Raw genomic sequence first — 26,133 nt, 5'->3', positions numbered from 1 at the left:
CGTTGCGAATGCGGGTTCCGCAGCCTAAACGACCACGACTTCGATCTTTCCGACGCCTTCGACGAAGCCTTCCAGAACATCGCCGCGCACGACCGCGCCGACGCCGGCCGGCGTTCCCGTCATGATGATGTCGCCCGGCTGCAGGGTGAAGAGTCCGGAGAGATAGGAGATCATCTCAGGCACCTTCCAGATGAGCTGGTTGAGGTCGCCCTGCTGGCGCAGTTCCCCGTTCACCTTCAGGGTGACCGCGCCCGAAGTCGGGTGACCAATCTCGCCCGCCGGGACCAGAGGACCGCAGGGGGCGGAGGCTTCGAAGGCTTTGCCGACTTCCCACGGCCGTCCCAGCTTCTTGGCCTCGCCCTGGAGGTCACGGCGGGTCATGTCAAGACCGACGCCATAGCCGAAAACATGGTCGAGTGCAGCTTCCGCCGGGATGTTGTCGCCCCCCTTGGCGAGAGCCACGATCATTTCGATCTCGTGGTGCACGTCGGAGGACTTGCTCGGATAGGGAAACTTGCCGTCCGTGGTTATGTTGTCGGGGTTCTTCTGGAAGAAGAACGGCGGCTCCTTCGAAGGATCATGCCCCATCTCAATGGCATGCTCGGCATAGTTGCGGCCGACGCAATAGATGCGATGGATCGGGAAGACTTTATCGGTGCCCTGCACGGGCAGCGTGGCAACCGGTGCCGGCTGAATGACATAACCGGTCATGGCGAGAGGCGCATTCATCATCTTACTCCTGCGTAATAGTCGATTTTCTTCTCAATGTACTCGATGGCCGCCGACATCAGCATCGCCGCAGCGAAGAGGATGATCGTCAGCGCCCAGAAGTTCTCCATGTCGAAGCTGCGTGAATAAAGCTCAAACAGTTCGCCATAACCGATGATCGCCACCAGAAGCTGGCCGATCACAACACCCTTTACGCCGCGCACAAGGCCGAGTCGGATCCCTGCGAGGATCTCCGGCAATGCGGCAAGGAGAACGATTTTTCCGTAAAGAGCGAAGGGAGAGGCGCCGTAGCAGCGCCCCATTTCGATGAGCGAGTTCGGAACATGCTGAATGCCCGCTCGCGTGTCCAACACGATGATCCACACGGCGAAGAGGAAGACCGTGACGATGACCGTGGTCTCGCCCATTCCGAACAGAATCATCAACACCGGGACGAGAGCCGAGAGCGGCGCGCTGACGAAGATATTGACCCAGATGCTGAACAGCTCGTCCACCGCCTTGAACCGCCCCATCAGTACGCCCAGCGCGACGCCGGCCACGATCGCCAAAACCATGCCCACGGCGAAGCTGTGCAGGGTGATCAGCGCGGCCGCCTGCCATGTGCCGGTCTGCACCATCGCGATGCCGGCCGCCACCACGCTCGAGAGCGGGGGTAGCAGGAACATGAGCCCGGATTGTCCAACCAATTCCCAGATCAAGCACCAGGCGAGCAGGGATGCCATCATCGGCACCCGGTATCCGTAAACGGTCATGCCGTCCTCCTCAGTCCACGTAGTGCTTGAGGCCCTGCCAGATCTCCTCGACCGTATCGAGGTAGCCCTGGTCACGGCGGATGGCATCGGGTGAGGCCGTTCGATCTATCGTCGGCTCAATGATCTGCGCGACGCGGCTCGGCCGTCGCGAGAGAAGCACGATCCGGTCAGACACGTAGACAGCCTCCTCGATGCTATGCGTCACGAAGATGAACGTCTTGCGCTCCTTCTCCACCAGTTGCAGAAGGTCCTCCTGGAACTTGCGACGGTTCTGCTCATCGACCGCCGAGAAGGGCTCGTCGAGCAGAAGCACCTCCGCATTGACGGCGAAAGCGCGCGCAAGTCCGACCCGCTGGCGCATGCCGCCGGAAAGCTCGTGCGGGTACTTGTCCTCGAAGCCTGTGAGGCCGACCTCGGCAATGTAGTGACGAGCGATCGATTGGCGCTCCGCCTTGCCCATGCCCTTCAGTTCGAGACCGAAGGCCACGTTGCGCATCACTGTCGCCCACGGCATCAGGGCGAAATCCTGGAACACGAAGGCGCGTTCCGGACCAGGACCGGTGACGATCTTCTCGTTCACACGCACATCGCCTGACGTGGGTTCGACGAGACCGGCGATGATCTTGAGCAGGGTGGTCTTGCCGCAACCCGAAGGGCCGAGCAATGTCGTGAGCTTGCCGCGGGGAAAGTCGAGATCGATCTGCCGGAGCGCTTCGACGTCGCCGTAGTTCTTGCAGATGCCGCGCACCTCGACCGCCACCTCGCTTTCCGTTCGAGGCATGGCATGGATGGAAGCAGTGGGAACACTCATGTCAGCCTCTCTTCTTTTCAGGGCGCAGCACACGGACCTCGAATGCCTCGAGTGCGGCGAGCGTCAGGGTCGAGACCAGGATGATGGAAACGACGGCGGCATACATTTCCGCGTAGTTGGCAACCGAACGATGATAGGTGATGAGATCCCCGATCCCGGTCGGTGTAATCAGGAGCTCGGCCAGGATGACGCCGATGAATCCCGCAGCGAGGCCGAGGCGCAATCCGGCGAAGATGACCGGACTGGCATCGGGAATGATGACCTTGGTGATCTGCTGGACACGTGTCCCCTGGAACGACCGGCACATGGCCACCAGCGAAGGATTGGCGTTCCTAACGGCCTTGTAGCCGTTCAGGACGATCACCGGCAGGGCGAGCATGATGACGGCAAGGGTCTTTGCCACCAGGCCGATGCCATACACGAACGTGATGAGCGGAATGAGGGCCGCCATGGGGGCCGACTGAAGAACGATGAACAGGGGTGCAACGAGCCATTCCGCCTTGCGCGACAAGCCCATGACGATGCCGAGCCCCACTCCTACCACCGCTGAGATCGCGATGCCGATGATCAGAGGCTGAACGGTAGACCCGTAGGCCGCCAGGAGGCTTCCATCGAGGAGCATCGCGACGAAGGCGTAAAGTGTCTCGAGGAAGGTCGGAAACGCGTAACTGATCGGCACACGCCCGGCGATCTCCCAGATCAGGAAGAAGAGTCCCAGAGAGCCTGCTCTTACGGCGATCGGGTGGCTTGTGAACAGGCGGCTGAGGCTCAAGCCCCACCCTGCCGGCGAATGGACGGCCCGCGCGGGGCCGTTCACGTGAGAGGAAACCATCATGATGTCGGCGCCTTACTTGGAGCCGACTTTGGCCAGGACGCGATCCAGCGGACGAGTGTCCCAGAAGTCCTCGACCTTGAGGCTGGAGGCTTCACCCGTGAGCTGGCCCGACAGGGTGTAGAAGGCGAAGTCGTCCTTCGCGGCTTCGGCGCCACCCCCATTCAGCGGAAATGCTTTGCCTTTCGCGAGCTCATCGAAATAAGGCCCGATGTCGGCGGCTTGCGCCGCAGGCAAGTCCGGCAGCAGCTTGTATTTGGCGCGCCACTCGGAAATCACGGCCGGATTGGCCGTCACCTCGCGCCAGGTGGTGAGAATGGCCTCGACGATTTTATCGACATCCGCTGCGTTCTTCTCAAGAAAGTTCGTGTTGGCGAACAGAGCCTCGTCCGTCGCTTTCACTCCTTCGAGCGGCAGGATGACGAACTTGCCGGGGGCTTGGGTCTCGAGCAGACGGCGGCCGGAGGAATCGACGATGCTGGCCTTGACGTTGCCCTGAAGCAGGGCGCCCGTACGCACCTCGGCGCCTGGAATGTAGCTGATCTTGGAGAACTTGATGCCCTGCCGCTGCTCCATCAGTTTCATGATGGCCTCCGTGCCGGAACCGCGGGAGTGAACGGCGACCTCCTGCCCGTTGAGATCCTTCCAGGTCTTGTAGAACTCGCCGTTGACGGCCGGGTAGAAGCGCAGCGTCGAAAGCTGCATGAACATCCGGATCGGGGCCTTGACCTTCTGGACGAGGGCGTAAGGACCGCCGACGCCGATATCCGCCTGCCCGCCGACCACAGCCTGAGCGGCGATGTCCTCGGACTTCAGATAGGTCATCTCGATATCGACGCCCTGTTCCTTGGCTCGTTCGAAGGCCGCGAGAAGGTGCAGGGACTCCACGCTCGGAATGTCGCCATATACCACACGAACCTTGGCCGCCTCTGCAGCATTCGATGCCGAGAGTGCCACACCAATCACGATCGCTGCGGCGCTGGTCTTCAAGCCCATGATGCTCTTGAACATGTTTCTCTCCCATTGTTTTAGGCGGTTCACCCGCTCTTAGGTTCGGCCGAACCTTTGTCGACCAATATCGTATTGGTTGCAATTGGCTGAGATGGTGTCAAGCATTATTTCTGTTGACGCATTGCAGTATTTCGCTAGAAGATCCAACCAATCCTAAATTGGTTGAGACAACCAGATGCAAATGTACAATGAAGCAGCATCCAATCGGGGTATCGTCACCCAGTTGCGGGCATATCTCGCGCAGGCCGAGCTGCCTGAAGATGGCCGACTGCCGCCCGAACGGGATCTCGCCGTTGCCCTTGGGGTCACGCGGACGGAGCTGAGAAAGGCCCTCGGAACGCTTGAGAGCGAGGGGCAGATCTGGCGTCATGTCGGGAAAGGCACATTCCTGGGAAACCGCCCTACCGACAGCCTTTCCGATATTGCGGCCCTGGCGAAGCGGACCAATCCGGCGGAGCTGATGCGTGCGCGCCTTGTGATCGAGCCCGAGATCGCCAGGGCGGCCGCTCTGACGGCGACGCCGATGCATCTCGCCGAGCTGAGGCTGTGCCAGACCCGGACGCGGGAAGCAGCCACGTGGCGGCAATACGAGAACTGGGATACCCGCCTCCACCGCACGATCGCCGAGGCGACACAGAACACGCCGTTGCTCGGATTGTTCGACATGCTGAACGCTCTACGCCGGGCAGTCACCTGGGGGCGCCTCCGGTCGAACCCGGTCAAGCCGGAGCCCGACCATCACAGCTTCACCGAGCATGAGATGATCATCACGGCCATCGAGAACCGTGACATGAATGCCGCTGCAGCAGCCATGCGCACTCATTTGCAGAGCGTGGAGCGGAACCTTTTGGCGAGGCAGTCGAATCCGGCCGACTGAAGCAGCCTAGAGCTGTTCCCACTTGCGTGGGAACAGCTCTCTTCTTTGTGGAACCGCATTTTTCGACGACGAACCGGATCCATTTCACTGAAAAATGCTCTAGCGATAGCCGGAAGCTTGCAGCTCGAACAGCTCAGCGTAACGCCCGCCCGAGGCAACGAGCTGTTCGTGCGAACCGGCCTCTACGACCCGCCCGTTCTCCAGAACGAGAATCCGGTCCGCCATGCGCACCGTCGAGAACCGGTGCGAGATCAGCACCGCGGTCTTTTCCTGACTGAGATCCCGGAATCGCTGGAAGACCTCGTATTCCGAGCGGGCATCGAGGGCAGCGGTCGGCTCGTCCAGGATCAGTACATCGGCATCCCGCATGTAAGCGCGTGCGATGGCGATCTTCTGCCATTCGCCCCCGGAGAGGTCCGCCCCCTCATTGAACCGCTTGCCGAGCGGCTGGTCATAGCCTCGGGGGAGGCGCTGGATGATGCGATCGGCAAGGCTGCGCTCCGCCGCCTGCTGGATCCGGCTGCGATTATCGGTGTCCTCGATTTGCCCCGTCCCGATGTTCTCGCCGGCCGTGAAATGAAACCGCACGAAATCCTGGAAGATGACGCCGATATGGCGCCGCAGGTCGGCCAGATCGTATTCCCGCAGATCGTGGCCGTCGAGGAGGATCCGTCCCTCGCTCGGATCGTAGAGGCGGGCAAGAAGCTTCACGATCGTCGTCTTGCCGGCCCCATTCTCCCCGACCAGAGCCACAACCTCTCGGGCTTTCAGGGTCAGGCTCAGGTGACGGACCGTCCAGCGATCGGATTCCGGATACCGGAAACCCACGTTCTCGAATACGATGCCCGACCGCAAGGGCTGCGGGAACGGCCGCGGGTTCGGCGGCGATGCGATGCTCGGGCTGACGTCGAAGAAGGAGAACAGATCCTCCAGGTACAATGCCTGCCCGGCAATCTGGGAAAAACCCAGAAGCAAATCCTCAAGGAGACCGCGCAGGCGCAGGAAAGAGCCTGACAGGAACGTCAGATCGCCAATGCTGAACTCTCCCTGCACCGTCCGCCAGACGATCAGGGCATAGGCCAGGTAATAGGCGCATGACGCGAGCGCCGCGAAGAGCGTGCCCCACGCGGCCCGACGGACAGCGAGTCGCCGGTTCTCCACATACATGCGGTCCGCGAAGCCTCTGAAACGCTCGACCAGGAAGGCATTCAGTCCGAAGAGTTTGATCTCCTTCGCTGTCTCGACGCTTGAGCCGAGATACCTGATGTAATCGAGCTGCCGTCGTTCCGGCGTGCGGAAATAGTTGAGCCGATAGCCCTGGGCGTTGAAATGCACCTCGCCGACAAAGGCTGGCAGGAGAGCAAGAATAATCAGAACGATGAGCCACGGCGCGTAAGCGAGAAGGCCCGCGGCGAGCGAAAGGACCGTGAGAACGTCCTGGACCTGCCCGAAAATCTGGGTCAGGAGGGTCGTCCGCCCGGTGACCTGACGGCGGGCACGTTCCAGCCGATCCTGCTGATCGCTGCTCTCGAACTGCTCGAGATCCAGCGTCGTCGCATGCTCCATCAGGCGTATGCTGGCGAAATTGCTGTAGCGTTCCGACAGGAGACTGTCGACAAGGGTACTGGCCCGCCCCAGGAGATCGGCCAGGATCGCCAGCACCAACTCCAGGAAGACCAGCCCGCCGAGAATATCGAGCCGGCCGCTCCCGATCCAATCGCCGAGGCTTACACCTGGCGAGGGAAGCCGGGACTGAGCCACGACCTCGTCGATGATGAGTTTGCCGACATAGAGGACAAGAATAGGCAGGGATGAGCGGCTCAGGCGCAGCCCGAAGCTCGCGATCGTGAGCCCCGGGCTGGCCTGCCAGACCAGACGAAGCAGCGATGGGACGTGACGCAAGGCGCCGACCCGCTCACGCAGGGGGCGGCTGACGGGAGGAACGGAAGCGACCATCCCCTTTAAGATGGGAGTTCGAGCCTCCTCGTCCAGTTGAGAGATGCATACTCCGCTATCAGATCACGGGCCGGCGCTCGCCGGCTTCGTGACCCCGAGCAGCTTGGCTGCCAGTAGCACCAGATAGGCGGGTCGAGACTCCGATACGTGTCCCCAGGTCGGCATTAGTTTCCCCCATCGACCCGGCGCGGATTATGGCCAATGCTTGTCGCCTGAACTGGATGCATCCCTTTTCAGGCTAGAGCTGCTTCCACGACATTGGAAACAGGTCTCCTCTTTGCTTGGCCGCATTTTTTGACGGTGAACCCGACCCACTTCACCGAAAAATGCTCTAGGCATGATCGAGATGCAGTCCCACTCCGCCGCGTTTGGACGTCACCAATTGGTGACCGAGCCATCCCTCCTCCGCAGATGCGGCGCCTCCCAGAACTCGAAGCTCTGCTTTGCGATCAGCTCCTCGTTGACCTCGATCCCGAGTCCGGGTGCATCGGGAACCGGATAATGCGCCCCCACAAGCCGTGGCTGAACAGGGAAGAAGTCCGAATTGTCGAAACCGAGATGCGTTTCCGCAGGGCTCGCGCGGGTTTCGAGCCAGGAGAAGTTCGGTACGGCTGCGGAGAAATGGATCGTTGCCGCCGTGCAGACTGGACCGAGGGGATTATGCGGCATCATGTCGACGTAATGAGTTTCGCTCCAGGCCGCGACCTTCATCGATTCCGTCAAGCCGCCGACATTGCAGACGTCGAGACGATTGAACTGATGGATATCGCGCTCGATGTAAGGCTGAAACTGCCACTTCGAGGCGAATTCCTCGCCGATCGCAAAAGGGATGTCGGTCAGGCGGCGCAGCGCCTCATAGGAACTCGGCGACTCGTCGCGGATCGGCTCCTCCAGGAAATCGAGGGTGCCGGACGGCATCTTCTGGCAGAAACTCGCTGCCTCCGCGACGCTGAGGCGATGGTGGTAGTCGATGCCCAGAACGACGTCCTCACCCAGCGCCTCGCGAGCCTTCACGCACCATTTCGCCGTGGTCGCGATGTGCTCGCGCGGCTCGTAGGTATCCTTGTTCTCATGGCCCGACGGCGAGAGGCGCATCGCCGTCCAACCATGCTCGACGAGCATCTGGGCCTGCTCGATCATCGCCGGGCCGGGCTCCGCGAAGGTGGTCGCGAAAGTGGGAATACGTTCGCGCTGCTTGCCGCCCAGCAGTTCATAGACCGGTACACCAAGAGCTTTTCCCTTAATGTCGTACAGCGCGATGTCGATGGCCGAAATCGCCGCCTGCAGCACGCGGCCGCCTTCGAAATACTGGCTGCGGTACATCTCCTGCCACAGCGCGCCGATCTTGAACGGGTCCCGCCTGCGCAGGAATTCCGCATAGTGTTCGAGTGCACCGACGACGGCTTTCTCGCGGCCCGAAAGGCCGCTCTCACCCCAGCCGGAGATGCCCTCGTCCGTCTCGACCTTCACCAGAAGCTGGTTTCGAATGCCGACCTTGACGGCATAGCTCTTGATCGCAGTGATCTTCATCTCGTCCTCGAATTACCAGTGCCACAGGGTGCCGTCTTCCAGACGGTTCACCGGCAGATAGGCCCGCTGATACGGATATTTCTCCGCCAGCCTTTCATCGATATCGACGCCATGACCAACAGCCTCGCCCGGATGCAGGTAGCCGTCGGACAGGCTCCAGGCGCTCGGGAAGACTTCGAGGATCTGCGGCAGATAGCCGGAATATTCCTGGATACCGAAGTTCGGAACCCACAGGTCGAGGTGGAGGTTCGCTCCGAGGCAGATCGGCGACATGTCCATCGCGCCGTGGCAAGCGGTGCGGACATTGTAGACGCTCGCGAAGTCCATGATGCGCCGCAGGGCCGTGACGCCGCCTGCATGCACGGTCGTCATGCGGATATAGTCGATGAGTTGTTCCTCCATGAGGAGTCGTGCGTCCCAGATCGTGTTGAACACCTCGCCGACTGCCAAGGGCGTCGTCGTATGTTTGCGGATCAGCCGGAAGCCCTCCTGGTGCTCGGCCGCCACCGCGTCCTCGAGCCAGAACAGGCGAGCGAATTCGAGATCCTTGCCGAGCCGGGCGGCTTCGATGGGCGTCAAACGATGGTGAGTGTCGTGCAGGAGTTCGATATCCCAGCCATGGGCCTCCCGTACCGCCTTGAAGAGTTCCGGAACATAGCGCAGGTACTTCGACGTTGACCAAGTTTCCTCATGGGGCACCGCGTCGTCGAGCGCGTTGTTCGTCACCGATTTGGCGCCGGTGCCGTACACGTCCGGAAGTCCGGGGATGCCGACCTGGACGCGGATGGCCTTGTAGCCCTGCTCCTTGCGCTTTCCGACGGCCTCTACGGCTTCGGCGATGTCGCGTCCCTGAGCATGGGTGTAGCACAGCACCTTCTCGCGGCTCGCTCCTCCGAGGAGCTGGTAAAGAGGCATATTGGCAGCCTTGGCCTTGATGTCCCAAAGCGCGGTATCGATGCCGGCGATGGCCGCCATGGTCACGGGACCGCGGCGCCAATAGGCCCCTTTGTAGAAATATTGCCAAATGTCTTCGATACGCCTTGGATCGCGGCCGATCAGAAGCGGCGCGAGATGGTCCTGCAGATAGGATGCGACAGCCAGCTCACGCCCGTTCAACGTCGCGTCACCGACGCCGGTCAGCCCTTCGTCGGTGAAGATCTTGACGGTGACGAAGTTGCGCCCGGGCGAGCAGACGATAATTTTGACCTCAGTGATTTTCATCGATTTATCCGTTGGCTGAGAGCGTGCGGCCGGAATCGTACCGAAACCGATTGTGGATGCGCCGATTGCGTGGATCGGGATGGGGAATGGCGGAAAGAAGCGCTCGGGTGTAATCGTGTGCCGGATCGTTGACGACCTGATCGGTCTCGCCCACCTCGACGATCTTGCCCCGGTACATGACCGCGACCCGGTCGCACATGTAGCGGATCACCGACATATCGTGGGATATAAACACGTAGGAGAGTCCGAGTTCGTCCTGCAGCTTCATCATGAGGTCGAGCATTTGCGACCGCAGAGAGACGTCGAGCGCCGACGTCGCCTCGTCGGCGATGATGAGCCTCGGATTCAAGGCGATCGCCCGGGCAATGCCGATGCGCTGCCGCTGACCGCCGGAGAAGGCATGCGGATAGCGCTCACGCCAGGCCGGCTCGAGCCCCGCCTGCTGCATCAGATCGGCGACACGCTCGTTGAGGACCCCGCCCTTCATGCCGGCGATCTTCAGCGGCTCGGCAATGATATCTCCCACGGTCTTGCGCGGGCTGAGTGACCCCACAGGATCCTGGAAGATCATGCGGACTTCACGGCGGATCTTGACCAGCGTTCCCTTGTCGGTCGTGCGGATATCGACCGTTTGACCATCGGTTCGACGATAATCGATGGTGCCCGACTGAGCGTCGTAGATGCGCAGCAGGCAGCGTCCCATCGTGGTCTTGCCGGATCCGGATTCTCCGACGATACCGAGCGTCTCGCCGGGACGCACGATCAACGAAACGTCGTCGACCGCCCTGAGGCCCGAGGGGAATGTCAACGAGAGATTTCGCACGTCGAGAAGCGGCGGGGTCTCAGCCGGTATTGCTGGACGCGACAGGCGTATCTCGGCCTTTTTCTCAAGCTTCACCACGGAGCCGATCAGCCGGCGAGTATACGCATCCTGCGGCGCGTGGAAGATCTGCTCGACGGTTCCGCGCTCCATCACTTTGCCACGATACATGACGAGGACTTCATCGGCGATTTCGGCGACGACGCCCATGTCATGGGTGATGAAGAGCACGGCCATGCCGTGGCTCTGCTGCAGCTTCTTGATGAGGTCCAGAATTTCGGCCTGGGTCGTGACGTCGAGTGCCGTGGTCGGCTCGTCGGCGATCAGCACGGATGGGTTGCAGGCGAGCGCCATGGCGATCATCACGCGCTGACGCATGCCGCCTGAGAACTCGAAGGTGTAGCGGTCGATGGCGGATTCCGGCCGCGGGATCTCCACCTGTCGCAGAAGTTCGAGAACGCGCTCGCGCTGCTGGTGTTTGGGCGTGCCGAAATGGATGCGTAGCGCCTCGCCGATCTGCGTGCCGATGCGGTGAACCGGTGAGAGCGAGCTCATCGGCTCCTGGAAGATCATGGCGATCTCCTTGCCGCGAACACTGCGGATCTCCTTTCCTCGTGGGTCGAGCTTGGCGAGATCGGTGGTGGAGCCGTCCGCCCGCGTGAGCAGCACGGTCCCGCTCTCGATCCGCCCGGGCCTGTCGACGATCTGCAGGATCGACCGAGCCGTCACCGACTTGCCGGAACCGGATTCGCCCACGACGCAGAGCGTCTGGCCACGTTTCAGTTCGAACGACACGCCGTCGACTGCCATGAAGGGGCCGGTGCGGGTCGGGAAAACCGTCCTGAGGTCCCGCACTTCGAGAATAGTATCCTTCGTCATGCTCATGACACCGACTCGTAAGGATCTGCGGCATCGCGGAGGCCATCGCCGAGGAAGTTGAGGGCGAGAACCGAGATGACAATGGCGGCGGCAGGCGTGAAGAGCAGCCAGGGCGCCTGAGCGACCGCGCGGATGTTCTGCGCCTCCTGCAACAGGACGCCCCAGGAGATGATCGGTGGTTGCAGACCGATGCCGAGGAAGGAAAGCGCCGTCTCGGCCAGGATCATCGAGGGAATGGCCAGCGTCAGTGTCGCGATGATGTGGCTGATGAAGGACGGAACCAAGTGATGGAAGATGATGCCGATCTCACTCATGCCGTCGAGACGCGCGGCAATGACGAAATCCTCGTTCCTCAGGGACAGGAACTTTCCGCGCACCTCACGCGCAAGGCTGGTCCAGCCGATCAACGATACGATCAGCGTGATGACGAAGTAGGTCCGAAGCGGCGGCCAACCCACGGGGATTGCGGCCGCGAAGCCCATCCAGAGAGGAATGGTCGGAATCGATCGCAGCAGCTCGATCAGACGCTGGATCGCAAGATCGATCCAGCCGCCGAAGAAGCCGGAGATACCGCCGATCGTCACTCCGAGGATCAAGCTGACGAAGACCCCCACGAGCCCGATGGAAAGCGAAATCTTGGCTCCGTGAACGACGCGCGAGAAGATGTCGCGACCGAGGCGGTCGGCACCGAAAATGTACAGACTGTCGCCCGGTTTCGGGTTCGTGAGGCCGAAGAGCTTGGTCTGCATCGGAATGAAGCCGAGCAGGTAATAAGGCTGCTGCGCCGGCACGAAGAAGGACACCGGAAGCGGCTTCGACGGGTCGGGCGAGAACTCCCGGCGCATCGATTCGGTGTTCAGAGTCATTTTGAGCTGGCTTACATGCGGCCTGAACGAACCGTCCTGGAACAGCGACAGAACCTGGGGCGGCGCGTACGTGAAGCGTGAGTTCGTGGCGTTAGGATCGGAAGGAGCGATGAAATCCGCAAAAGCCGCGACGAGATACATGAACAGGATCACCACGAGGCTCAGGAGCGCGATCCTGTGTTTCTTGAACTTGAGCCAGAACAGACGCCATTGGCCGGCGACGGCCATGTCCCTGCCGTGCAGGTCGAGTGAGGTCGCTGTCTCGGGCGGAAGGCTGGTGATGTCTGTCATTGGAGCCGGATCCGCGGATCGGTGATGGCGAGCAGGATGTCGGAGATCAGCGTGCCGATGATGGTCAGCACCGAGATCAGCAGGATGAGCGAGCCGGCGAGATACATGTCCTGGGCCAGCAGCGCCCGGAGCAGCAGCGGCCCGGTGGTCGGCAGGCTCATGACGACGGACACGATGATCTCGCCGGAAATGACCGCCGGAAGGATCCAGCCGAGGGTCGAGATCAGCGGGTTGAGGGCAAGGCGCACCGGATAGCGCAGCAACAGCTCGAGTTCCGACATGCCTTTAGCCCGAGCCGTGGTGACATAGGGCTTGGACAGCTCGTCGAGGAGATTGGCCCGCATGATGCGGACTAGAGCTGCAAGGGAGCCGAGGCCGATCACGACGACCGGCAGCCAGACATGCTGGGCGAAGTCGACAAGCTTGCCCAGACTCCATGGCGCATCGACATAATCGGGCGAGAACAGGCCGCCGACGCTCTGACCGAACCATGCCGACATGATGTACATGGCGGAAAGCGCCATCAGGAAGTCGGGTACGGCCAGGAAGAAGAAGGCCAGGAAGGTCGCCGTGTAATCGGAAATCGAGTACTGGCGCACTGCCGACAGGATGCCGATCGGAATGGCGATGGCCCATACGAAGCAGAGCGTGAGGAGCGAGAGCAGCAGCGAGAAGCCGAGACGGTTCCAGATGAGTTCCGTGACGGGCTTTCCGAGCTCGAAGGAGATCCCGAAATCGCCCCGTGTCAGGATTCCCGCGATCCACTTGTAATATTGGAAGTAGATCGGCTGATCGAGGCCGTAGCGCTCGCGCATGGCCGCGACGGTGCCGGCCTCGACGGCGCCGCCCTGGCTTGCCCAGTCGGCCATCAAGGTCGTGAGATAGTCGCCCGGCGGGAGCTGGATGATGATGAAGGCCACGACGGAGACGGCAAACAGCGTCGGGATTGCGAGCACTATTCGCTTGGCGATGTAGCGGAGCATAAGTCTGACCGTTCGACGAGATCGAAGGGGTGTCCGGTGGCGGCACTGAGGCCGCCACCGGCACCGGGAGGAGCCTTACAGGCAGACCTTACTTGGCCGGCTTGTCGAAATACCATTGGGTCAGCGTGGGAGCCGGGTGCCAGAGGTTGCCGGTGATCGGAATGCCGTTGACCACGTTCTTCAGGCTGTTCGAGGTCATCATGTATTTTGGCATGGGACGCGAGATGCCGATGTTGAGGAAGTTGTCAGCCGACAGGTTGAGAAATTCCTTCATCTTCTCGCGGCGGTCGTCGTCCGTGACGGCAGCGTTGACCTTGTCGTAAGCCGCCATCAAGGCCTTGATCTTCTCCGGCGGCTCCTCGCCCGTGGCATGGTTCGAATACCACTCGCTCCATTTCATCGCGAAGAAGATGTCGGCCTTCTGGAACGGCATGTAGCAGCGCGGATCCGTATAGACTTCCGAAAGCCCGCCCACGCAGTTCCAGATATAGGCATCCTGCTCGTTCGCCGACCACATCGTGTTGAGGCGCGCGCGGTCGGTGGTGCGCAGCTGGATATCGATACCGACATCCTTGGCATATTGCTGCACCATCTGCATCACGTCCGGATACGACAGGCCAAACACGTCGGCCACCATGAAGTTGATGGTGAAGCGCTTGCCCGTTTCATCGAGGCGGAATCCTTCGGCATCCTTCTTGGGCATGATCTTGTCGAGGATCTCGGCCGAGCGCTTCGGATCGAACTCGGTGTATTGCTTCGCCTCGCGCTCGTTGAAGAGCTCGTGCTCCGGTTGGACGGCCACCTGCGCGGGAGCACCCTGCCCCACATAGACGAGATCGATGATCTCCTGCCGATTGATCGCATGGCTGAGCGCGATCCGGAAGTCCTTGTTCTGGAAGATCTTGCGCTTGACCGGATCGGTCGAGTTCAAGTTGAGCAGGATGACGGCGTCGTTCGCCGGCAGGTCCTTCACGTCCACGAAGTGGTAGTTTCCGGTCTTCTGGCCATCGAACAGCACGGACTTGAAGGTGGAATTGTTGATGTGGCGGAATGCGAAGTCGAACTCGCCGGACGTCATCTTGAGAGCCATGAGCTGCGGGTCGTCGAGCTTGGCCCAGGTGATTCCGTCGATGTAGGGGAGCTGGTTTCCTGCCGTGTCCACCTTCCAGTAATAGGGATTGCGGGTCGCGACTACGCGTTCGCTATCCGCGTAGGGGACGGTCAGCACCCAGGGATTGAGGGTCGGCAGTTCGAGGTTTTGCCAGAAGGGCGGCTGGAAGGTCAGCGAGATCTTGGAATTGAACAGCGCCACCCAGTCGCCGGCCGCGGGATTGGCCTTCAGGAGCGCCGGAATGCCCTCCTTGTTATACTTCTCATGGAACTGGCTGAGATAGTGCTTGGGATAGATGACCGGCAGGTGCCCCTGACCGTAGGCGAGTTGCTGGAGAAAGAGACCGTAGGGAGACTCGAACTTGAACTCCACGGTCTGGTCGTCGATCTTCCTCACTTTTACTGGCTTGCCCGCCACCGTGAAAGTCGGGTTCTTGGCCGGAGACAACGCGCTGTTCATGAACACGTCTTCGTACCAGAACATGATGTCGTCGGCCGTGAAGGGCTGGCCGTCGCTCCACTTCAGGCCCTTGCGGAGCTTGAACGTATAGGTGGTCGCATCTTCGGAGGCACTGAATTCCTCCGCCAGCGACGGCATGACCTTCTTCCACTGCGGATCCCACCGCACGAGGAGCTCGTTGGCGATGGTGCGGGTCAAATTGTATTGGTCGCCGTTGGCAAGGATCGTCGTGCGCAGGGTGCCGCCATATTTGCCCACCCCGTCGACCATCGTCTCCACATAGGGATGTTCGGGAAGCCGGTCGGCGACGGCGGGCAGCTTTCCTGATTTCACCTTGTCATCGAGCATCGGTGCTTGCTTGTAGTCCGCCGCTTTGGCCGATGTCAGTGCCCCCAAAAGCGCGGCGCCTAACAAGCCTGTCGACATGACGAGGCCGGGCAGCTTGTGCTGAAAGCCCATAGCGTTTCTCCTCTTGGCCGGCTTTTTGCCGGTTCCTCCCAAACAACGGCCTCTTGGCTGTCGTACGGTAAAGTTTTCAAATCGTACATTATTTGTCAATCTGAATGTATGGTTTAAGATAGTTCGACCTTGGCAATGCTGAGGAAAGTGAATAAAGAAACATTTCCATGAGACAGATCGCAACCATCAGACAAACGGCTCCCGAGGATGAGGACACGGGGTCCTCGGTGTATGACCGGCTGCGGGACGACATCATCCATGGGCGCGTCAAGCCGAACGAGCGCCTCAAGGTGTCCGAGCTTGCAATCCGCATGAGCACCTCCACCAATCCGGTGAGGGAGGCTTTGCAGCAGCTGCGCGGTGAAGGCTTCGTCATCATGACGCCGAACCGCGGCGCGCGCGTTCGCCCTATCGACGAGGAGTTCGTACGCGACATCTGCGAAATCGAGGTTCTCATCGAACCGGCCTTGACCCGCTGGTTCGTCGGGATCGTGACCAAGACCGAGATCGAGGAGCTGGAACGCATCCAGGCGGAAATCGAGGCTCTCAATTTCGCGGACGAGATGAAGCACTCCAATCTCGATCTACAGTTTCATCAGCTCATGTACGACCGCCACTACAATCGGCATGCGGTCGACCTCTGGGTGCGCCACCGTCAGATCCTCTGGGCCATCAGCCGCCGCTTCCCGACTTCGCTCAGCCGGCAGGGGAACGTGCTGGAGGAACATCGCGAGTTGATCGCCTGCATCAAGGCGCAGGACGCCGAGGGAGCCGCTCAAGTGATCGCCCAGCACGTCAGCGGTTCCGGTCGTCATATCATGGAGCGCATGCGACTGGCCCGACTCTCGCCGCAGCCGTGAGGAATCTCGGTCCCCGGGCAAGGCTCCCGCGGCAAGAACAACTCCGCTGAGACAGCTCGGCGGAGTTTACGAAGCGAGGAGCGCTGGAGCGTCAAAATCTCCAGGTGAAGCTGCCCTTGAGGGCGTGCTCCTGGGCGTGCGATTCGATCTGCCCGGCATAGGCCACGCCGAGCGTCATGTCCGGGGCAATCCACCAGTCGAGGCCGGCCTCCACCACCAGCGCATTACGGTCGATCGGCGTTCCCGCCGCCGTGAAAGCACTTGCGCCGCCGCTGAAGGCGAGCAGCGCTTCTGGCTCGACATCGCCATAGGCATGGCGCCAGCCGACGAGACCACGCACGATCAGCGGGACCGTGTCGCTCAAACGGGCTTCGGCCCGCAGGCCCAGCGTGGTGGTGGCCAGATCCTGATCCCGCGCATAGCCCGTAAGCGCCGCGGCCCCACCCTTCTCCTGGAAGGCATCGGTGTGCAGCCGCAGGACCGAGGCACCGATGAACGGCTCCACCTGCGCGCCGTTCAGATCGACGCGGTAGCCCAACTCGCCGAAAGCATGCGCCGTCCAGCCGCCATAGGAGGCGCCGAGCTGATCGCGGAAGCCGGGGAACTGCACCTGCCGCTGGGTGTCGATGTCGTGCCGCGCATAGGACGCCCCCAGACGCAGGCGGATCCGGCCCCAGGAGGCCGACCCGTAGAGTGCGCCGAACACGGTCTCGTTCGAGCCCGAAGAGAGACGGCCGTCCACATCGAAGCTGGTGCGGGTGAAGCCGCCCGCCACGCCGAGCCGTAAAGTGTCGGACACCAGAGCGTCGGCACCGAGGATGAACCCGCCCGTGGATGCGTCGAGGCCGGCGGCATCGCCGTTGGAGCGGGAGCGCCCCCAGGAGCCGAAGCCATCGCCCCACAGAGCAAAGCGCCGTTGATCGAGCGTAGACAGGTCGATCGCCACCGGCTCGGGTGCGACGCCACGCGCATCGGCTGCATAGGCGCCCTGCACTTGAGCAAAGCTGGACATCGTCTCGCCCCGCATTCGGCTCATCAGGGTGTTCTGCACCAAGCTGGCGCTACCAATCGCCATTGTACCGACGGACGCGTGCGCCTCGCTCGACAAGGCAACGAACGCTTGCCTGGCTCCCGATACGCTTTGACCAATAATGGCGTCAAAAACCGCGTTTCCTGAGCCCAGCGCCTCCACGGCGTTGGCCACGTTGTACTGGTTGGGCGTCACGCTCACCCAATGGAAGGGGAGAGGCTTCGGATCCGGACGCGGCGGTGCTGGCCGCTCAGGCTGAGACGTCGGAGGCTCCGGCTCAGGCGTTGGAGGTTCCGGCTGCGGCTCGGTCTTGCGCGCGAGTGTCAGGTGCACATCATTGGCGCTGTAGCGCAATGATGGCTCGAGATAGGCGAAGTTGGAACTCACGCCGGCAAAGCTGCCGCTCACGCCTCCGGCGGCGGTCAGAATGGTGTAGGTGGTAGAAGGTTGGTAACTGCCAGTCTCCGCCAGCACCCGCACGGTGCCGTCGTTGAGAGCAGCCGCGCCATTGGCCCGCAGAAGGTCGCTGCCGGACGAATTGACACTCACCTGATAGATCGAGCCGGGGTTGAACACGACATTGCGCGACGCATCGAGCCGGCCGATGGCTGTCGAGCCGGTGCAAGGATGCCGCCATTCTCGACCACGATGCCTCCTACGGCTCCGGTTCGGCCGGGCGAGCCGCCTGTCACCCGCACATCCGAATTGACGAGCGAGCCGTTCACAGCCACCTGGCCGGCTCCTATGGTGGTTTGACCCGAGAACGAACTGGCCCCTGTGACCGTCCAGGTGCCTGAGCCTGTTTTCTCGAGAGAGGTGAAGCCCTGGTACTGGGGCGTGGCTCCCAGAGCCGACGCATCGAAGGTGCCGTCGGCCGTTCCGCTCAAGGCCAGGGTTCCTGTACCACTCTGTACGACGACGTTGCCGGTGATGACGGATCCTGCCTGAAGCTCAAGACGGTTCGCGCCGCCTGTGAATGTGATGGCGTTGGCGCGCCCGTAACTGTCAGCGTTCAAGCCTCCACTGATGATGCCGGAATTCGTGATGGAAAGCTCGGACCCGAAAATCCCCGCGCCGGCGAGACCGTCGGGGCCCGTCGTGCCGCCCCGACGTGCGGAGCCGGCTCCTCCGGCACCCGCCATGCCACCTTGGATCGTGCCTTTGTTGACGATGGTGAGGCCGTTGCCTTGGATTCCGTGCCCCCCGTTGCCCCCCATCGCACCGACGCCTCGCCAATACGCATAAGCACCGTCGCCGCCGTTGCCGCCAAGGATCTGACCGGCACCAGCAATCGTCGCAGAGCCGCCATACGCATCGAAGAACAGCCCCACCCCGCCATCTCCGCCTCCGCCTCCGCCGGCCTGGTATCCGTCACTGTTGCCGCCATGACCGCCGTTCCCGCCCCGATAGACGTAGCTGGTCACGATCCTGCCCGGAACCGGCAAGACGGCTCCGTAGCCCCCTGCGCCTCCACCACCTCCTGAAAGTCGTGGTCCTGTATATCCGCTTGCGCCGGGGTTGCCGGTAAATCCGGCACCGCCCGCCCCGCCGGGAGAGGTCGCAGCACCTGCGCCACCAGATTCACCGCCCGCATGCGCCTTTGCAGCACCCAGCAGCGATGCCAGTAAAACAAATCCGGTGATAGCCGTGGAAGAGGACAGGTTCCGCCGCATACGTCCTGCTGCCGATCGCTTTCGGTCCATGTTTGCCCCCTGGTTTGCGCCGTTGCCGCCGTCCGGAATTCGCCCGAGAGTTGTTCGTGACCGACAGCCATCGCTGAAGAAGCAACGGGTCGGCAACGGCGCATGGATCACGCAGCTGGGAAGCACCTCCGCAGCTCACCCCTAACAAGATCCGGCATGACATTCCCCAGCAACCGGATGGCGCCGCCCGGGAACCCCTCTCCTGCGCCCGGTGTTGACATCACTGATCCGTCCCGATGGGCTCACGTCCTGCCGAGGACTCTATCAGGCCTCCTCGATGTGGGAGTGGCGCGATGTGCCTCTGGTGTCCGGCTGAGACAGCCGACCAAGTTCCGGCACGGCGAAGTCGAGTGCTCCACCTTCTGGCACTTGTCGAGCACCCCGATGCGCTGCCGGCCTCCACCGCATTCCGCCTCGCCCAAGAGATCCTGAGACTGACTCAATCCAATGATACCATATGCCGTTGTGAGGAGATCGCCTCGCCGACCGATTCCGCAGCCGACGCGGAGAGACCGCCATGAGCGCAGATGCCACGAAGAGAGCCCCAGCACAGCAGTCCTGGCTTGATCTATCGGATGAGCTGCTGGCCGAGCTCGAGGAGATGTACAAGGATATCCACGCCCATCCCGAACTCTCGATGCAGGAGACGCGGACCGCCGGCCTCTCCGCCGCTTGGCTGCGCCGGCACGGCTACGAGGTCACCGAGGGAATCGGGGGGACGGGAGTCGTGGGGCTTCTGAGGAACGGCGAGGGAGCAACGGTGCTGCTGCGCGCCGATATGGACGCGCTGCCGATCGAGGAAAGCACAGGCTTGTCCTATGCCAGTCGGGAAAGCGGCATTGACCGTTTCGGCCAATCCACGGCCATCGCCCATTCCTGTGGCCACGACATGCACGTGGCGTGGCTGATGGGCGCGACACGGATCCTCTCCGAGAACCGCGACCGCTGGCACGGCACCGTGATCGCCGTGTTCCAACCGGGCGAAGAGACCGCCCAGGGCGCCCGCGCGATGATCGAGGATGGAATGGTCAAGCGCTTCCCGAAGCCAGACGTGACGCTCGGCCAGCACGTGATGCCGCTCAGCGCCGGGCAGATCGGCTGGCGCAAGGGCACCATGCTCTCGGCCGGAGACAGTTGGGAGGTGACGCTGTATGGCCGCGGCGCGCACGGATCGATGCCGCAGAAGAGCATCGATCCTGTCGTGATGGCCGCCGCCGCGGTCATGCGTCTCCAGACGGTGGTGTCGCGGGAGGTCGCGATGACCGATAGTGCCGTGGTCACCGTCGGCACTCTGCGGGCAGGCATGAGCGAGAATGTGATCCCTGATCGCGCCCTGCTGCGGCTCAACGTTCGCACCTTCAAGGATCAGGTCCGCACCCGGGCCCTCGCCGCGATCCGCCGGATACTGGATGCGGAAGCCGCCGCTTCAGGAGCATCGAAACCGCCCGACTACACGGTGCTCAGCGAGTACCCACGGACTCAGAACGACGAGGCCGCCATGGACCGTGTGGTCGCAGCCCTGGGACATCATTTCGGCTCAAATCGGATCCATGAGATCGAGCCGGCGACCGCCAGCGAAGACTTCAGCCTGTTCGGGGCGGCTTGGGACGTGCCAGTGGTGTTCTGGGTCATAGGCGGTATCGACCCGGACCGCTACCGCGCGGCCGAGCAGGCCGGCACCCTGGACGCGATCCCGGCCAACCATGCCCCGGACTTCGCGCCGGTGATCCACCCCACCCTGCGGACCGGCGTCGAGGCGATGCTCGCGGCCGCGGGCGCCTGGCTGATATCCGAGACGGCTTCGTCGCCAGTGGCCTGAACCGGGCGGATGCCGCTGCGGGCGTTCCTCTCCTGCTCAGTGCCCGGAGGTTTGCATTCCACGACTGGCTTCGAACAGAAACCAGACGCGCTTTTCGGTCTGGTCGATGAACTCCTCGAGCAGGCTCTCGGTCGCGACGTCGTCGTATTCGTCGCACAGGTCGTGCGTCTGCCGCATGAAGGCAGCCAACTGCTTGTTGTCCTCCATCAGCTCGGCGAGCATATCGGCAGGTTCGACATAGCCGGCATCGTTGTCGAGAAGCCGTTGCAGACGCCCGATATGGCCGATCGAGCGCAGGGTGGTTCCGCCGACCTTGCGGGCCCGCTCCGCCAAGGGGTCGCTCATGGCGAAGATCTCGGCCGCCTGTTCATCGAACATCAAGTGATAATCGCGGAAGTGAGGCCCGCTGACATGCCAGTGGAAGTTCTTGGTCTTGAGATAAAGCGCAAAGCTATCCGCAAGAAGTGCGGTCAGCGCCGCTGCAATCTCGTCGGTAGCTTGCGATGACAGGAAGGTTGGGGTCTCAAGCCGGGGCAAGGGACGGCTCTTGCGCTCGGCGACGATGTTGGTCGCGCCCTTTGTCCTGGTGGATTTCCGTGATGAGGGAGCCTTGGACATATGCAATCTCCGCTGGTGGACTGGCGCATCGATCCTCAGCACCTGAAGGCGACAGGTTTCCGAGCACCTCAGGCTGAACCCGCGCGATCCGTCTAGGTTCCAACGTGCCCGCAGGCGCGGGAGGATTACTCACCTGCCGATCTCGCGAACCTTCGATCACGCGCGCGCCATCCGGCACGCTTCAAGGCGCGAGCGTCGATGGCTGCCCCTTCTCGGCACGAGACGGTTGGTAGGGTCTGACCGAGAACGTCTGAAGACGCACGAGAGCCGCGCTCAGACGGGCTGCCTCCTCGTAGCGTGTCTCATCGTGGGGCGGCTGGTTGGTGTGGCCGCTGGCGAGCGCCTCCGTGGTCGCGACCAGCCGGCGGAGGGGTTTGGCGAGCCACGCCGAGAACAGGTAAAGCAGGATCAGACCCACCAGTGCACCGGCGCCGAGAAGCAACCAGAAGGCCTGCGCGATGGCGCGCGTGGGATCGAGCACCGTATTCAGGTTCGCACGCACGATGAGGCTCCACCCGAAGCTGGGCATGTCTTTGAACTGGATCGAGGGAATGACCGCCGCCATGTAATCCTTGGAGTCCGGCCATCTTTCGCGAAGCGCGATGGATGTTCCCTGGCCGGCGGCGACAGCAGAACTCTGGGACAACCTGGTCTCCTGAAGCTCGGGAGGGCCTGAGAGGACGACACGATCGCGGGAGACGAGAAGAGCATCCACCCCCTGCCCTCTCACGCCCTGGATGATGTCCCTGATCATGTTCCAATCGAAATGCGCTCCGATGACGCCGATCACCGCGCCTTGTTCGTTCCTTATCGGGGCAGAGAAGTCGAGAAAGCGGCGCGGCTCTCGGGTCGCGGGGAGAAGCTTCGCCAGAAGTACCGCTTCATGTACATCGACGGCGGCAGGGCCGTTGAGACCTCGGCGGAACCACGGCCTCTCCGCAACGCTTGCTCCTTCCAGTAGGCCCTGCGAGGCGGCAATCACATTTCCTTGCACGTCGGCGACACCGATCCAGGTATAACGGCGATCCACTTGGCTCAACAGCGTGAACTGGCGGCGGACCTCCTCGGGGTCCGCCAGACGAATGACGCGGGCCATCCCTTCGACGTCCTGCCAGAGCTCGTGCATGCGCCGTCCGAGCTGGTCGGCAACGATCTCGCCAAGAAGCCCCAGGCGGGCGCTGTTGGCAACCTCCGCGCGGCGCTGGATCGCGTTCGTGAACATGGCGCCGGCCACGACAGCGGGCACGAGCATGAGCAAGGCGCCGATGACAAATACAAGTGTCTTGATCCCAATGCGCATTCGCGTGTTCCCCTATCCTGCGTCTACCGCGACGCGAGGCCGCGCATCCAGCCTCTGATCATCTCAGGAAGATCCCCCCGCCCGGTTCCCGGCCTGGCATCGGCCGTGTGGAGCTTGCGCAGAATCCCGTCCCGCTGTTCCGGAGACGGCCGCAGGGACAAGCGATAGCCGTCGTTCGTCTCGTTCGAAATACGGATGGCGACATCGCCGACATCCGCAAGTGCGATCGTTCCAAGAGCGCCTACCGTCAGCCCCGACAATCCGCGGATGCGGGCATGGTCCACACCGAGTTCCAGGACCCACGAAGGCAATCGTTGCGAACCGACAGAGATCGTGGCGAGTTCGACATTCTCGCGTTGGGGCCGGTTGACGCGAGGTCTCTCGACGCAGACCAGCATGGTGATGGCGAGCACGACCAGATTGTAGATCGTCCAGAACAGGATGATCCTGATACCATCACCGGCCTTGGCCACATGGCCGAAATGATCCGGAAAGACCAGGGGCAGGAGTATCCCCAGGAGGGTCAGGCCAAAAAGGAGCGCGAAGGGCCTCATCATCGGCCATTGCACGATCGTCTTCGTCCGGTCGCCACCCTTTGCCGTCACGCGGAACTTATGCGGTCCTTTGGTCAACAAACCCATGGTTGCCGCACGCGTAATGGGCCACGCGGCAATGAGCTGGGACACGTCGTTGAGCACAGGCCAGATCATTCCGTGGGAGATCCAGTTCAACGTGATCAGAACGGCCGCATAATACGGTAGATAGTACGAGGTGATGTCCGTCAGCGAGGCATTCACGACGATGATGCCGAAATACCAGTAGAGCAGCGGGCCGATGAGAGCGATGAGACGAAACGGAAAGGTTGTCGTCCAGAACAATAGGGAGTCGACGAGGCTCAGGCGCTGCATGAAGCGCAAGCCATTGGCCCCGAAGGGATTGTAGACGTTGCGGACGATCTCCATCATGCCCAGGCACCACCGACCGCGCTGCACCACATATTCATGCAGCCCCTCCGGGGCGAGACCTTCGGTGAGCGCTTCGTTGAGATAGACAGTGCGATAGCCATGGCTGTCGAGGCGGATGGTCAGCAGGAAGTCTTCCGTCACGCTTTGCGTCGGAAGTCCGCCGATCTCGCGCAGAGCCGAGACGCGCACCATCGAGGAGGTTCCGCAGCATACGGCGATACCCCATGCGTCGCGTGCAGGTTCCAGATGCTCGAAGAAGAAGCGTTGCTCGTCTGGATAGGCGGAGGCGATGTAGAGATTATGCTGGATCGGATCGGGATTGAAGAAATGCTGCGGCGTCTGAACGAGGCCGACTTTCGGATCGTGGAACAGGGCAACGACCCGGCGTACGAAGTTGCGGTGCGGGACGAAATCTGCATCGAGAACGGCGACGAAGTCGGGCGCGTCCGCGTCTTTCATGCGCTGTGTCAGCGTGTAGTTGATGTTGCCGGCCTTCGCGTGCTCGTTGGTGGGTCGCGTCCTGTGCTCGGCACCGTAGCGGCGGCACACATCGGTCAGCCATTCCCTTCGCCCATCGTCGAGCACGAAGACGCGCAGGTTCGGATAGTCGCTCGCCTGCGCACCGGCGAGGGTGCGTTCGAGAACCTCCAGCTCCTCGTTGTAGGTCGCAATGTAAAGATCGACGCGGGGCGGGTCTCCCCCCCACCAGGCAATGTTCCGGCTTGCCTCCTCGTGTCTGTCCTTACGACGCGTGAGGAACAGATAGGCAGACGTCGAAGATACAAGAGCCAGGGCTTCGATTGCGACGAAAGTCCATCCGGCGATGACGTCGAAGGTGAGCCCGTCGACCGCCGGCGGAACTGTTTCCGTGATGCGCCAGATCATATAGCGCCAGCCCAGCACGGTCGTCAGGCCGAGCAAGAGGACGCGCATCCAGGCGCTTTTCGGCGTCGCGAGCGGCAGCAGCAGCAAGGCAAGGCCCACGACGATGGCGACGCCTGCCAGGCTCGACAGGGATTGGTCAAGGACGAGCATCTACAGTCCGAAATCCGCGAGCCTCTGCCTGATGTCCGCAAGCGGCCCGCCCATGAAGACCACGCGGCCTGTGCGTCCGACGGCGCAGGACAGATCCGGATCACCCGCGAGTTCAGGAATGCTCAAGGCAACGTCGAAGCGGGTCAAATGCTCGGGGCTCGGGCCGATGGCGAGGGTGCTGTAGAGGCCGGCCGCACCGGACCCGCCGAGGCGTGTGATGGTTCCCTGCATGACCCGGTCGTCCCCGATCAGCCGGAACTGCGCCGGCATGCCGATCCGGAGACTGGAATAAACCCGCTCGCTCACGCTGGCCGTGACCATCACGGCCGAGCAATCCACGAACCGAACGAGATCCTGCCCCTGGTTGACGTGCTCTCCGCTGCTGACGAGGAAGTTCCAGACGATGCCGGGGTTCTGGACAGAGAGTTCCGCCGAGGTCAGGCGGTTGACCCGAACCCGCTCGGCTGCGATCTGCTCAGAGACCACCTTCAGGCGGCTGCCGACATTGTCGGCCTCCGCCTTGAGTTCGGCCAGTCGGAGATCGAACTCCCGGATCCGCTGGATCGAGAACGGCGCATCGTTGTACGAGTCCCCGATGAAGACTCCATTCTGTGCCGAAGAGAGTTCCGCTGTGAGATAGGTGATGCGCTCGCGGGCGCTGGCGATATCCTGCTTCGCAACGTCGTACTGCGCCTGGGCACGGTCCAGCGTGATGGCAGTCTGGACGCCGCGTGAGTTGAGTTCGCGGGTTCGGTCCAGGGCGCTGTCCGCCTCGCGGAACCGAGCCTCCGCGGAATTCACCGCGGTCTGCGCGTCGGCGATGCGGGATCGGATCTGGCGCACCCGGCCTTCCTGATAGCTTTTGGCTTGGGCATCCAAGACCTTGCGGGCCTCGTCGACGGCAAGGGTCTGGGCTCGCAGCCGAGTGAGATCCGCCTCAAGGGTGGAGCGCGTGCGTTCCAGGTCGATCAGGCGGGCGTCGTCGAACTGGTTGTCGGTGATGCGCACCACTGCCTCTTCAGGCGAGACCCGCGCGCCGATGCTGCGCACCGAGAACTCCGCCAGCCCTTGAATCGGCGCCCGGAGCACCGTGGTTCGGGCATTGATCGCGGCATCGGCGCTGGTCCCGGAAAGGTACTCGCCGACGACCACATAGAGCCCTCCGAGGAGCAGGATGGCCCCCAAGAAGATACGAACGAATTTCATAGGTTTGAGC

Annotated in this window: 21 protein-coding genes; 3 read left to right on the top strand and 18 right to left on the bottom strand. The window is 62.2% G+C overall.

Features of this window, described 5'->3' with window-relative positions:
* Positions 1 to 24: 24 nt before the first annotated feature.
* The 5 genes from U0023_RS12910 to U0023_RS12890 are packed head-to-tail and all read right to left on the bottom strand — an operon-like array spanning position 25 to position 4,135.
* Entirely contained in the window at positions 25 to 729 is a 705-nt protein-coding gene (locus tag U0023_RS12910; RefSeq protein ID WP_009491263.1) for a fumarylacetoacetate hydrolase family protein, read from the bottom strand.
* The gene (locus U0023_RS12905) at positions 729 to 1,481 is read right to left on the bottom strand and encodes an ABC transporter permease (protein ID WP_009491264.1); all 753 of its coding nucleotides are present in this window, start codon (positions 1,479 to 1,481) and stop codon (positions 729 to 731) included. Before U0023_RS12905 ends, U0023_RS12910 begins: the two co-directional genes overlap by 1 nt.
* A gap of 10 nt (positions 1,482 to 1,491) precedes the next feature.
* On the bottom strand, positions 1,492 to 2,292 hold the full coding sequence (locus U0023_RS12900; protein ID WP_009491265.1) for an ABC transporter ATP-binding protein: 801 nt from the start codon (positions 2,290 to 2,292) through the stop codon (positions 1,492 to 1,494).
* Position 2,293: 1 nt separating this feature from the next.
* Entirely contained in the window at positions 2,294 to 3,127 is an 834-nt protein-coding gene (locus U0023_RS12895; protein WP_009491266.1) for an ABC transporter permease, read from the bottom strand.
* 12 nt (positions 3,128 to 3,139) lie between these two features.
* Positions 3,140 to 4,135: an ABC transporter substrate-binding protein gene (locus U0023_RS12890; RefSeq protein WP_009491267.1), complete on the bottom strand. Its 996-nt coding sequence runs from the start codon at positions 4,133 to 4,135 to the stop codon at positions 3,140 to 3,142.
* Positions 4,136 to 4,310: 175 nt separating this feature from the next.
* Here U0023_RS12890 and U0023_RS12885 point away from each other — a divergent pair, with 175 nt between their 5' ends.
* A complete protein-coding gene (locus tag U0023_RS12885) occupies positions 4,311 to 5,012 on the top strand; it encodes a FadR/GntR family transcriptional regulator (protein ID WP_009491268.1) in 702 nt (233 codons plus the stop codon).
* Between the two features lie 99 nt (positions 5,013 to 5,111).
* Here U0023_RS12885 and U0023_RS12880 read toward each other — a convergent pair whose 3' ends face one another.
* The 7 genes from U0023_RS12880 to U0023_RS12850 form a co-directional block, all read right to left on the bottom strand.
* Positions 5,112 to 6,968 carry an ABC transporter ATP-binding protein gene (locus U0023_RS12880; protein ID WP_009491269.1) on the bottom strand — a complete coding sequence of 619 codons (1,857 nt, stop codon included), beginning with the start codon at positions 6,966 to 6,968 and terminating at the stop codon, positions 5,112 to 5,114.
* 375 nt (positions 6,969 to 7,343) lie between these two features.
* Entirely contained in the window at positions 7,344 to 8,498 is a 1,155-nt protein-coding gene (locus U0023_RS12875; protein WP_009491270.1) for a mandelate racemase/muconate lactonizing enzyme family protein, read from the bottom strand.
* A gap of 12 nt (positions 8,499 to 8,510) precedes the next feature.
* Positions 8,511 to 9,719: a D-mannonate dehydratase ManD gene (gene manD / locus U0023_RS12870; RefSeq protein WP_009491271.1), complete on the bottom strand. Its 1,209-nt coding sequence runs from the start codon at positions 9,717 to 9,719 to the stop codon at positions 8,511 to 8,513.
* Between the two features lie 4 nt (positions 9,720 to 9,723).
* Positions 9,724 to 11,424, bottom strand: coding sequence for an ABC transporter ATP-binding protein (locus tag U0023_RS12865; protein ID WP_009491272.1), 1,701 nt, complete (start codon positions 11,422 to 11,424; stop codon positions 9,724 to 9,726).
* Complete coding sequence (locus tag U0023_RS12860; protein ID WP_009491273.1) at positions 11,421 to 12,575, bottom strand: ABC transporter permease; 1,155 nt, start codon at positions 12,573 to 12,575, stop codon at positions 11,421 to 11,423. Before U0023_RS12860 ends, U0023_RS12865 begins: the two co-directional genes overlap by 4 nt.
* Entirely contained in the window at positions 12,572 to 13,558 is a 987-nt protein-coding gene (locus U0023_RS12855; protein ID WP_009491274.1) for an ABC transporter permease, read from the bottom strand. Before U0023_RS12855 ends, U0023_RS12860 begins: the two co-directional genes overlap by 4 nt.
* 88 nt (positions 13,559 to 13,646) lie before the next feature.
* Positions 13,647 to 15,587 (bottom strand): ABC transporter substrate-binding protein, encoded by a 1,941-nt coding sequence (locus U0023_RS12850; protein ID WP_009491275.1) that lies wholly within the window; start codon positions 15,585 to 15,587, stop codon positions 13,647 to 13,649.
* Between the two features lie 167 nt (positions 15,588 to 15,754).
* On the opposite strand from U0023_RS12850, the gene U0023_RS12845 reads away from it, so the two are divergent.
* Positions 15,755 to 16,447: a GntR family transcriptional regulator gene (locus U0023_RS12845; RefSeq protein WP_009491276.1), complete on the top strand. Its 693-nt coding sequence runs from the start codon at positions 15,755 to 15,757 to the stop codon at positions 16,445 to 16,447.
* A 91-nt stretch (positions 16,448 to 16,538) separates the two neighbouring features.
* Here the strand turns inward: U0023_RS12845 and U0023_RS12840 are convergent, their stop codons facing one another.
* Both U0023_RS12840 and U0023_RS12835 read right to left on the bottom strand, forming a co-directional pair.
* Complete coding sequence (locus U0023_RS12840) at positions 16,539 to 18,053, bottom strand: autotransporter outer membrane beta-barrel domain-containing protein (RefSeq protein WP_009491277.1); 1,515 nt, start codon at positions 18,051 to 18,053, stop codon at positions 16,539 to 16,541.
* Positions 18,023 to 18,901, bottom strand: a complete 879-nt coding sequence (locus U0023_RS12835; RefSeq protein ID WP_195904178.1) for an autotransporter-associated beta strand repeat-containing protein — start codon at positions 18,899 to 18,901, stop codon at positions 18,023 to 18,025. Before U0023_RS12835 ends, U0023_RS12840 begins: the two co-directional genes overlap by 31 nt.
* Positions 18,902 to 19,697: 796 nt before the next feature.
* Between U0023_RS12835 and U0023_RS12830 the strand changes: the two genes are divergently transcribed.
* The gene (locus U0023_RS12830) at positions 19,698 to 20,999 is read left to right on the top strand and encodes an amidohydrolase (protein WP_009491280.1); all 1,302 of its coding nucleotides are present in this window, start codon (positions 19,698 to 19,700) and stop codon (positions 20,997 to 20,999) included.
* Positions 21,000 to 21,035: 36 nt separating this feature from the next.
* On the opposite strand, the gene U0023_RS12825 is transcribed toward U0023_RS12830, so the two are convergent.
* The 4 genes from U0023_RS12825 to U0023_RS12810 all read right to left on the bottom strand — a co-directional run bounded on the left by U0023_RS12825 (position 21,036) and on the right by U0023_RS12810 (position 26,123).
* Complete coding sequence (locus U0023_RS12825) at positions 21,036 to 21,617, bottom strand: Dps family protein (RefSeq protein ID WP_009491281.1); 582 nt, start codon at positions 21,615 to 21,617, stop codon at positions 21,036 to 21,038.
* Positions 21,618 to 21,798: 181 nt separating this feature from the next.
* On the bottom strand, positions 21,799 to 22,917 hold the full coding sequence (locus U0023_RS12820; protein ID WP_009491282.1) for a cache domain-containing protein: 1,119 nt from the start codon (positions 22,915 to 22,917) through the stop codon (positions 21,799 to 21,801).
* A gap of 23 nt (positions 22,918 to 22,940) precedes the next feature.
* Positions 22,941 to 24,917 carry a glycosyltransferase family 2 protein gene (locus U0023_RS12815; protein WP_009491283.1) on the bottom strand — a complete coding sequence of 659 codons (1,977 nt, stop codon included), beginning with the start codon at positions 24,915 to 24,917 and terminating at the stop codon, positions 22,941 to 22,943.
* Complete coding sequence (locus U0023_RS12810; protein WP_009491284.1) at positions 24,918 to 26,123, bottom strand: HlyD family secretion protein; 1,206 nt, start codon at positions 26,121 to 26,123, stop codon at positions 24,918 to 24,920.
* Positions 26,124 to 26,133 lie beyond the last annotated feature (10 nt).

This window comes from Microvirga lotononidis, assembly GCF_034627025.1.
Lineage (GTDB): Bacteria > Pseudomonadota > Alphaproteobacteria > Rhizobiales > Beijerinckiaceae > Microvirga > Microvirga lotononidis.
The sequence above is the reverse complement of the archived record's forward strand: the minus strand, read 5'-3'. Positions and strand labels throughout refer to the sequence as shown.

Bases quoted from the DNA above. Each gene is read 5' to 3' on its own strand.
- U0023_RS12910 (WP_009491263.1), bottom strand. From the start codon at position 729: ATGAATGCGCCTCTCGCCATGACCGGTTATGTCATTCAGCCGGCACCG.
- U0023_RS12905 (WP_009491264.1), bottom strand. From the start codon at position 1,481: ATGACCGTTTACGGATACCGGGTGCCGATGATGGCATCCCTGCTCGCC.
- U0023_RS12900 (WP_009491265.1), bottom strand. From the start codon at position 2,292: ATGAGTGTTCCCACTGCTTCCATCCATGCCATGCCTCGAACGGAAAGC.
- U0023_RS12895 (WP_009491266.1), bottom strand. From the start codon at position 3,127: ATGATGGTTTCCTCTCACGTGAACGGCCCCGCGCGGGCCGTCCATTCG.
- U0023_RS12890 (WP_009491267.1), bottom strand. From the start codon at position 4,135: ATGTTCAAGAGCATCATGGGCTTGAAGACCAGCGCCGCAGCGATCGTG.
- U0023_RS12885 (WP_009491268.1), top strand. From the start codon at position 4,311: ATGCAAATGTACAATGAAGCAGCATCCAATCGGGGTATCGTCACCCAG.
- U0023_RS12880 (WP_009491269.1), bottom strand. From the start codon at position 6,968: ATGGTCGCTTCCGTTCCTCCCGTCAGCCGCCCCCTGCGTGAGCGGGTC.
- U0023_RS12875 (WP_009491270.1), bottom strand. From the start codon at position 8,498: ATGAAGATCACTGCGATCAAGAGCTATGCCGTCAAGGTCGGCATTCGA.
- manD (WP_009491271.1), bottom strand. From the start codon at position 9,719: ATGAAAATCACTGAGGTCAAAATTATCGTCTGCTCGCCCGGGCGCAAC.
- U0023_RS12865 (WP_009491272.1), bottom strand. From the start codon at position 11,424: ATGAGCATGACGAAGGATACTATTCTCGAAGTGCGGGACCTCAGGACG.
- U0023_RS12860 (WP_009491273.1), bottom strand. From the start codon at position 12,575: ATGACAGACATCACCAGCCTTCCGCCCGAGACAGCGACCTCACTCGAC.
- U0023_RS12855 (WP_009491274.1), bottom strand. From the start codon at position 13,558: ATGCTCCGCTACATCGCCAAGCGAATAGTGCTCGCAATCCCGACGCTG.
- U0023_RS12850 (WP_009491275.1), bottom strand. From the start codon at position 15,587: ATGGGCTTTCAGCACAAGCTGCCCGGCCTCGTCATGTCGACAGGCTTG.
- U0023_RS12845 (WP_009491276.1), top strand. From the start codon at position 15,755: ATGAGACAGATCGCAACCATCAGACAAACGGCTCCCGAGGATGAGGAC.
- U0023_RS12830 (WP_009491280.1), top strand. From the start codon at position 19,698: ATGAGCGCAGATGCCACGAAGAGAGCCCCAGCACAGCAGTCCTGGCTT.
- U0023_RS12825 (WP_009491281.1), bottom strand. From the start codon at position 21,617: ATGTCCAAGGCTCCCTCATCACGGAAATCCACCAGGACAAAGGGCGCG.
- U0023_RS12820 (WP_009491282.1), bottom strand. From the start codon at position 22,917: ATGCGCATTGGGATCAAGACACTTGTATTTGTCATCGGCGCCTTGCTC.
- U0023_RS12815 (WP_009491283.1), bottom strand. From the start codon at position 24,917: ATGCTCGTCCTTGACCAATCCCTGTCGAGCCTGGCAGGCGTCGCCATC.
- U0023_RS12810 (WP_009491284.1), bottom strand. From the start codon at position 26,123: ATGAAATTCGTTCGTATCTTCTTGGGGGCCATCCTGCTCCTCGGAGGG.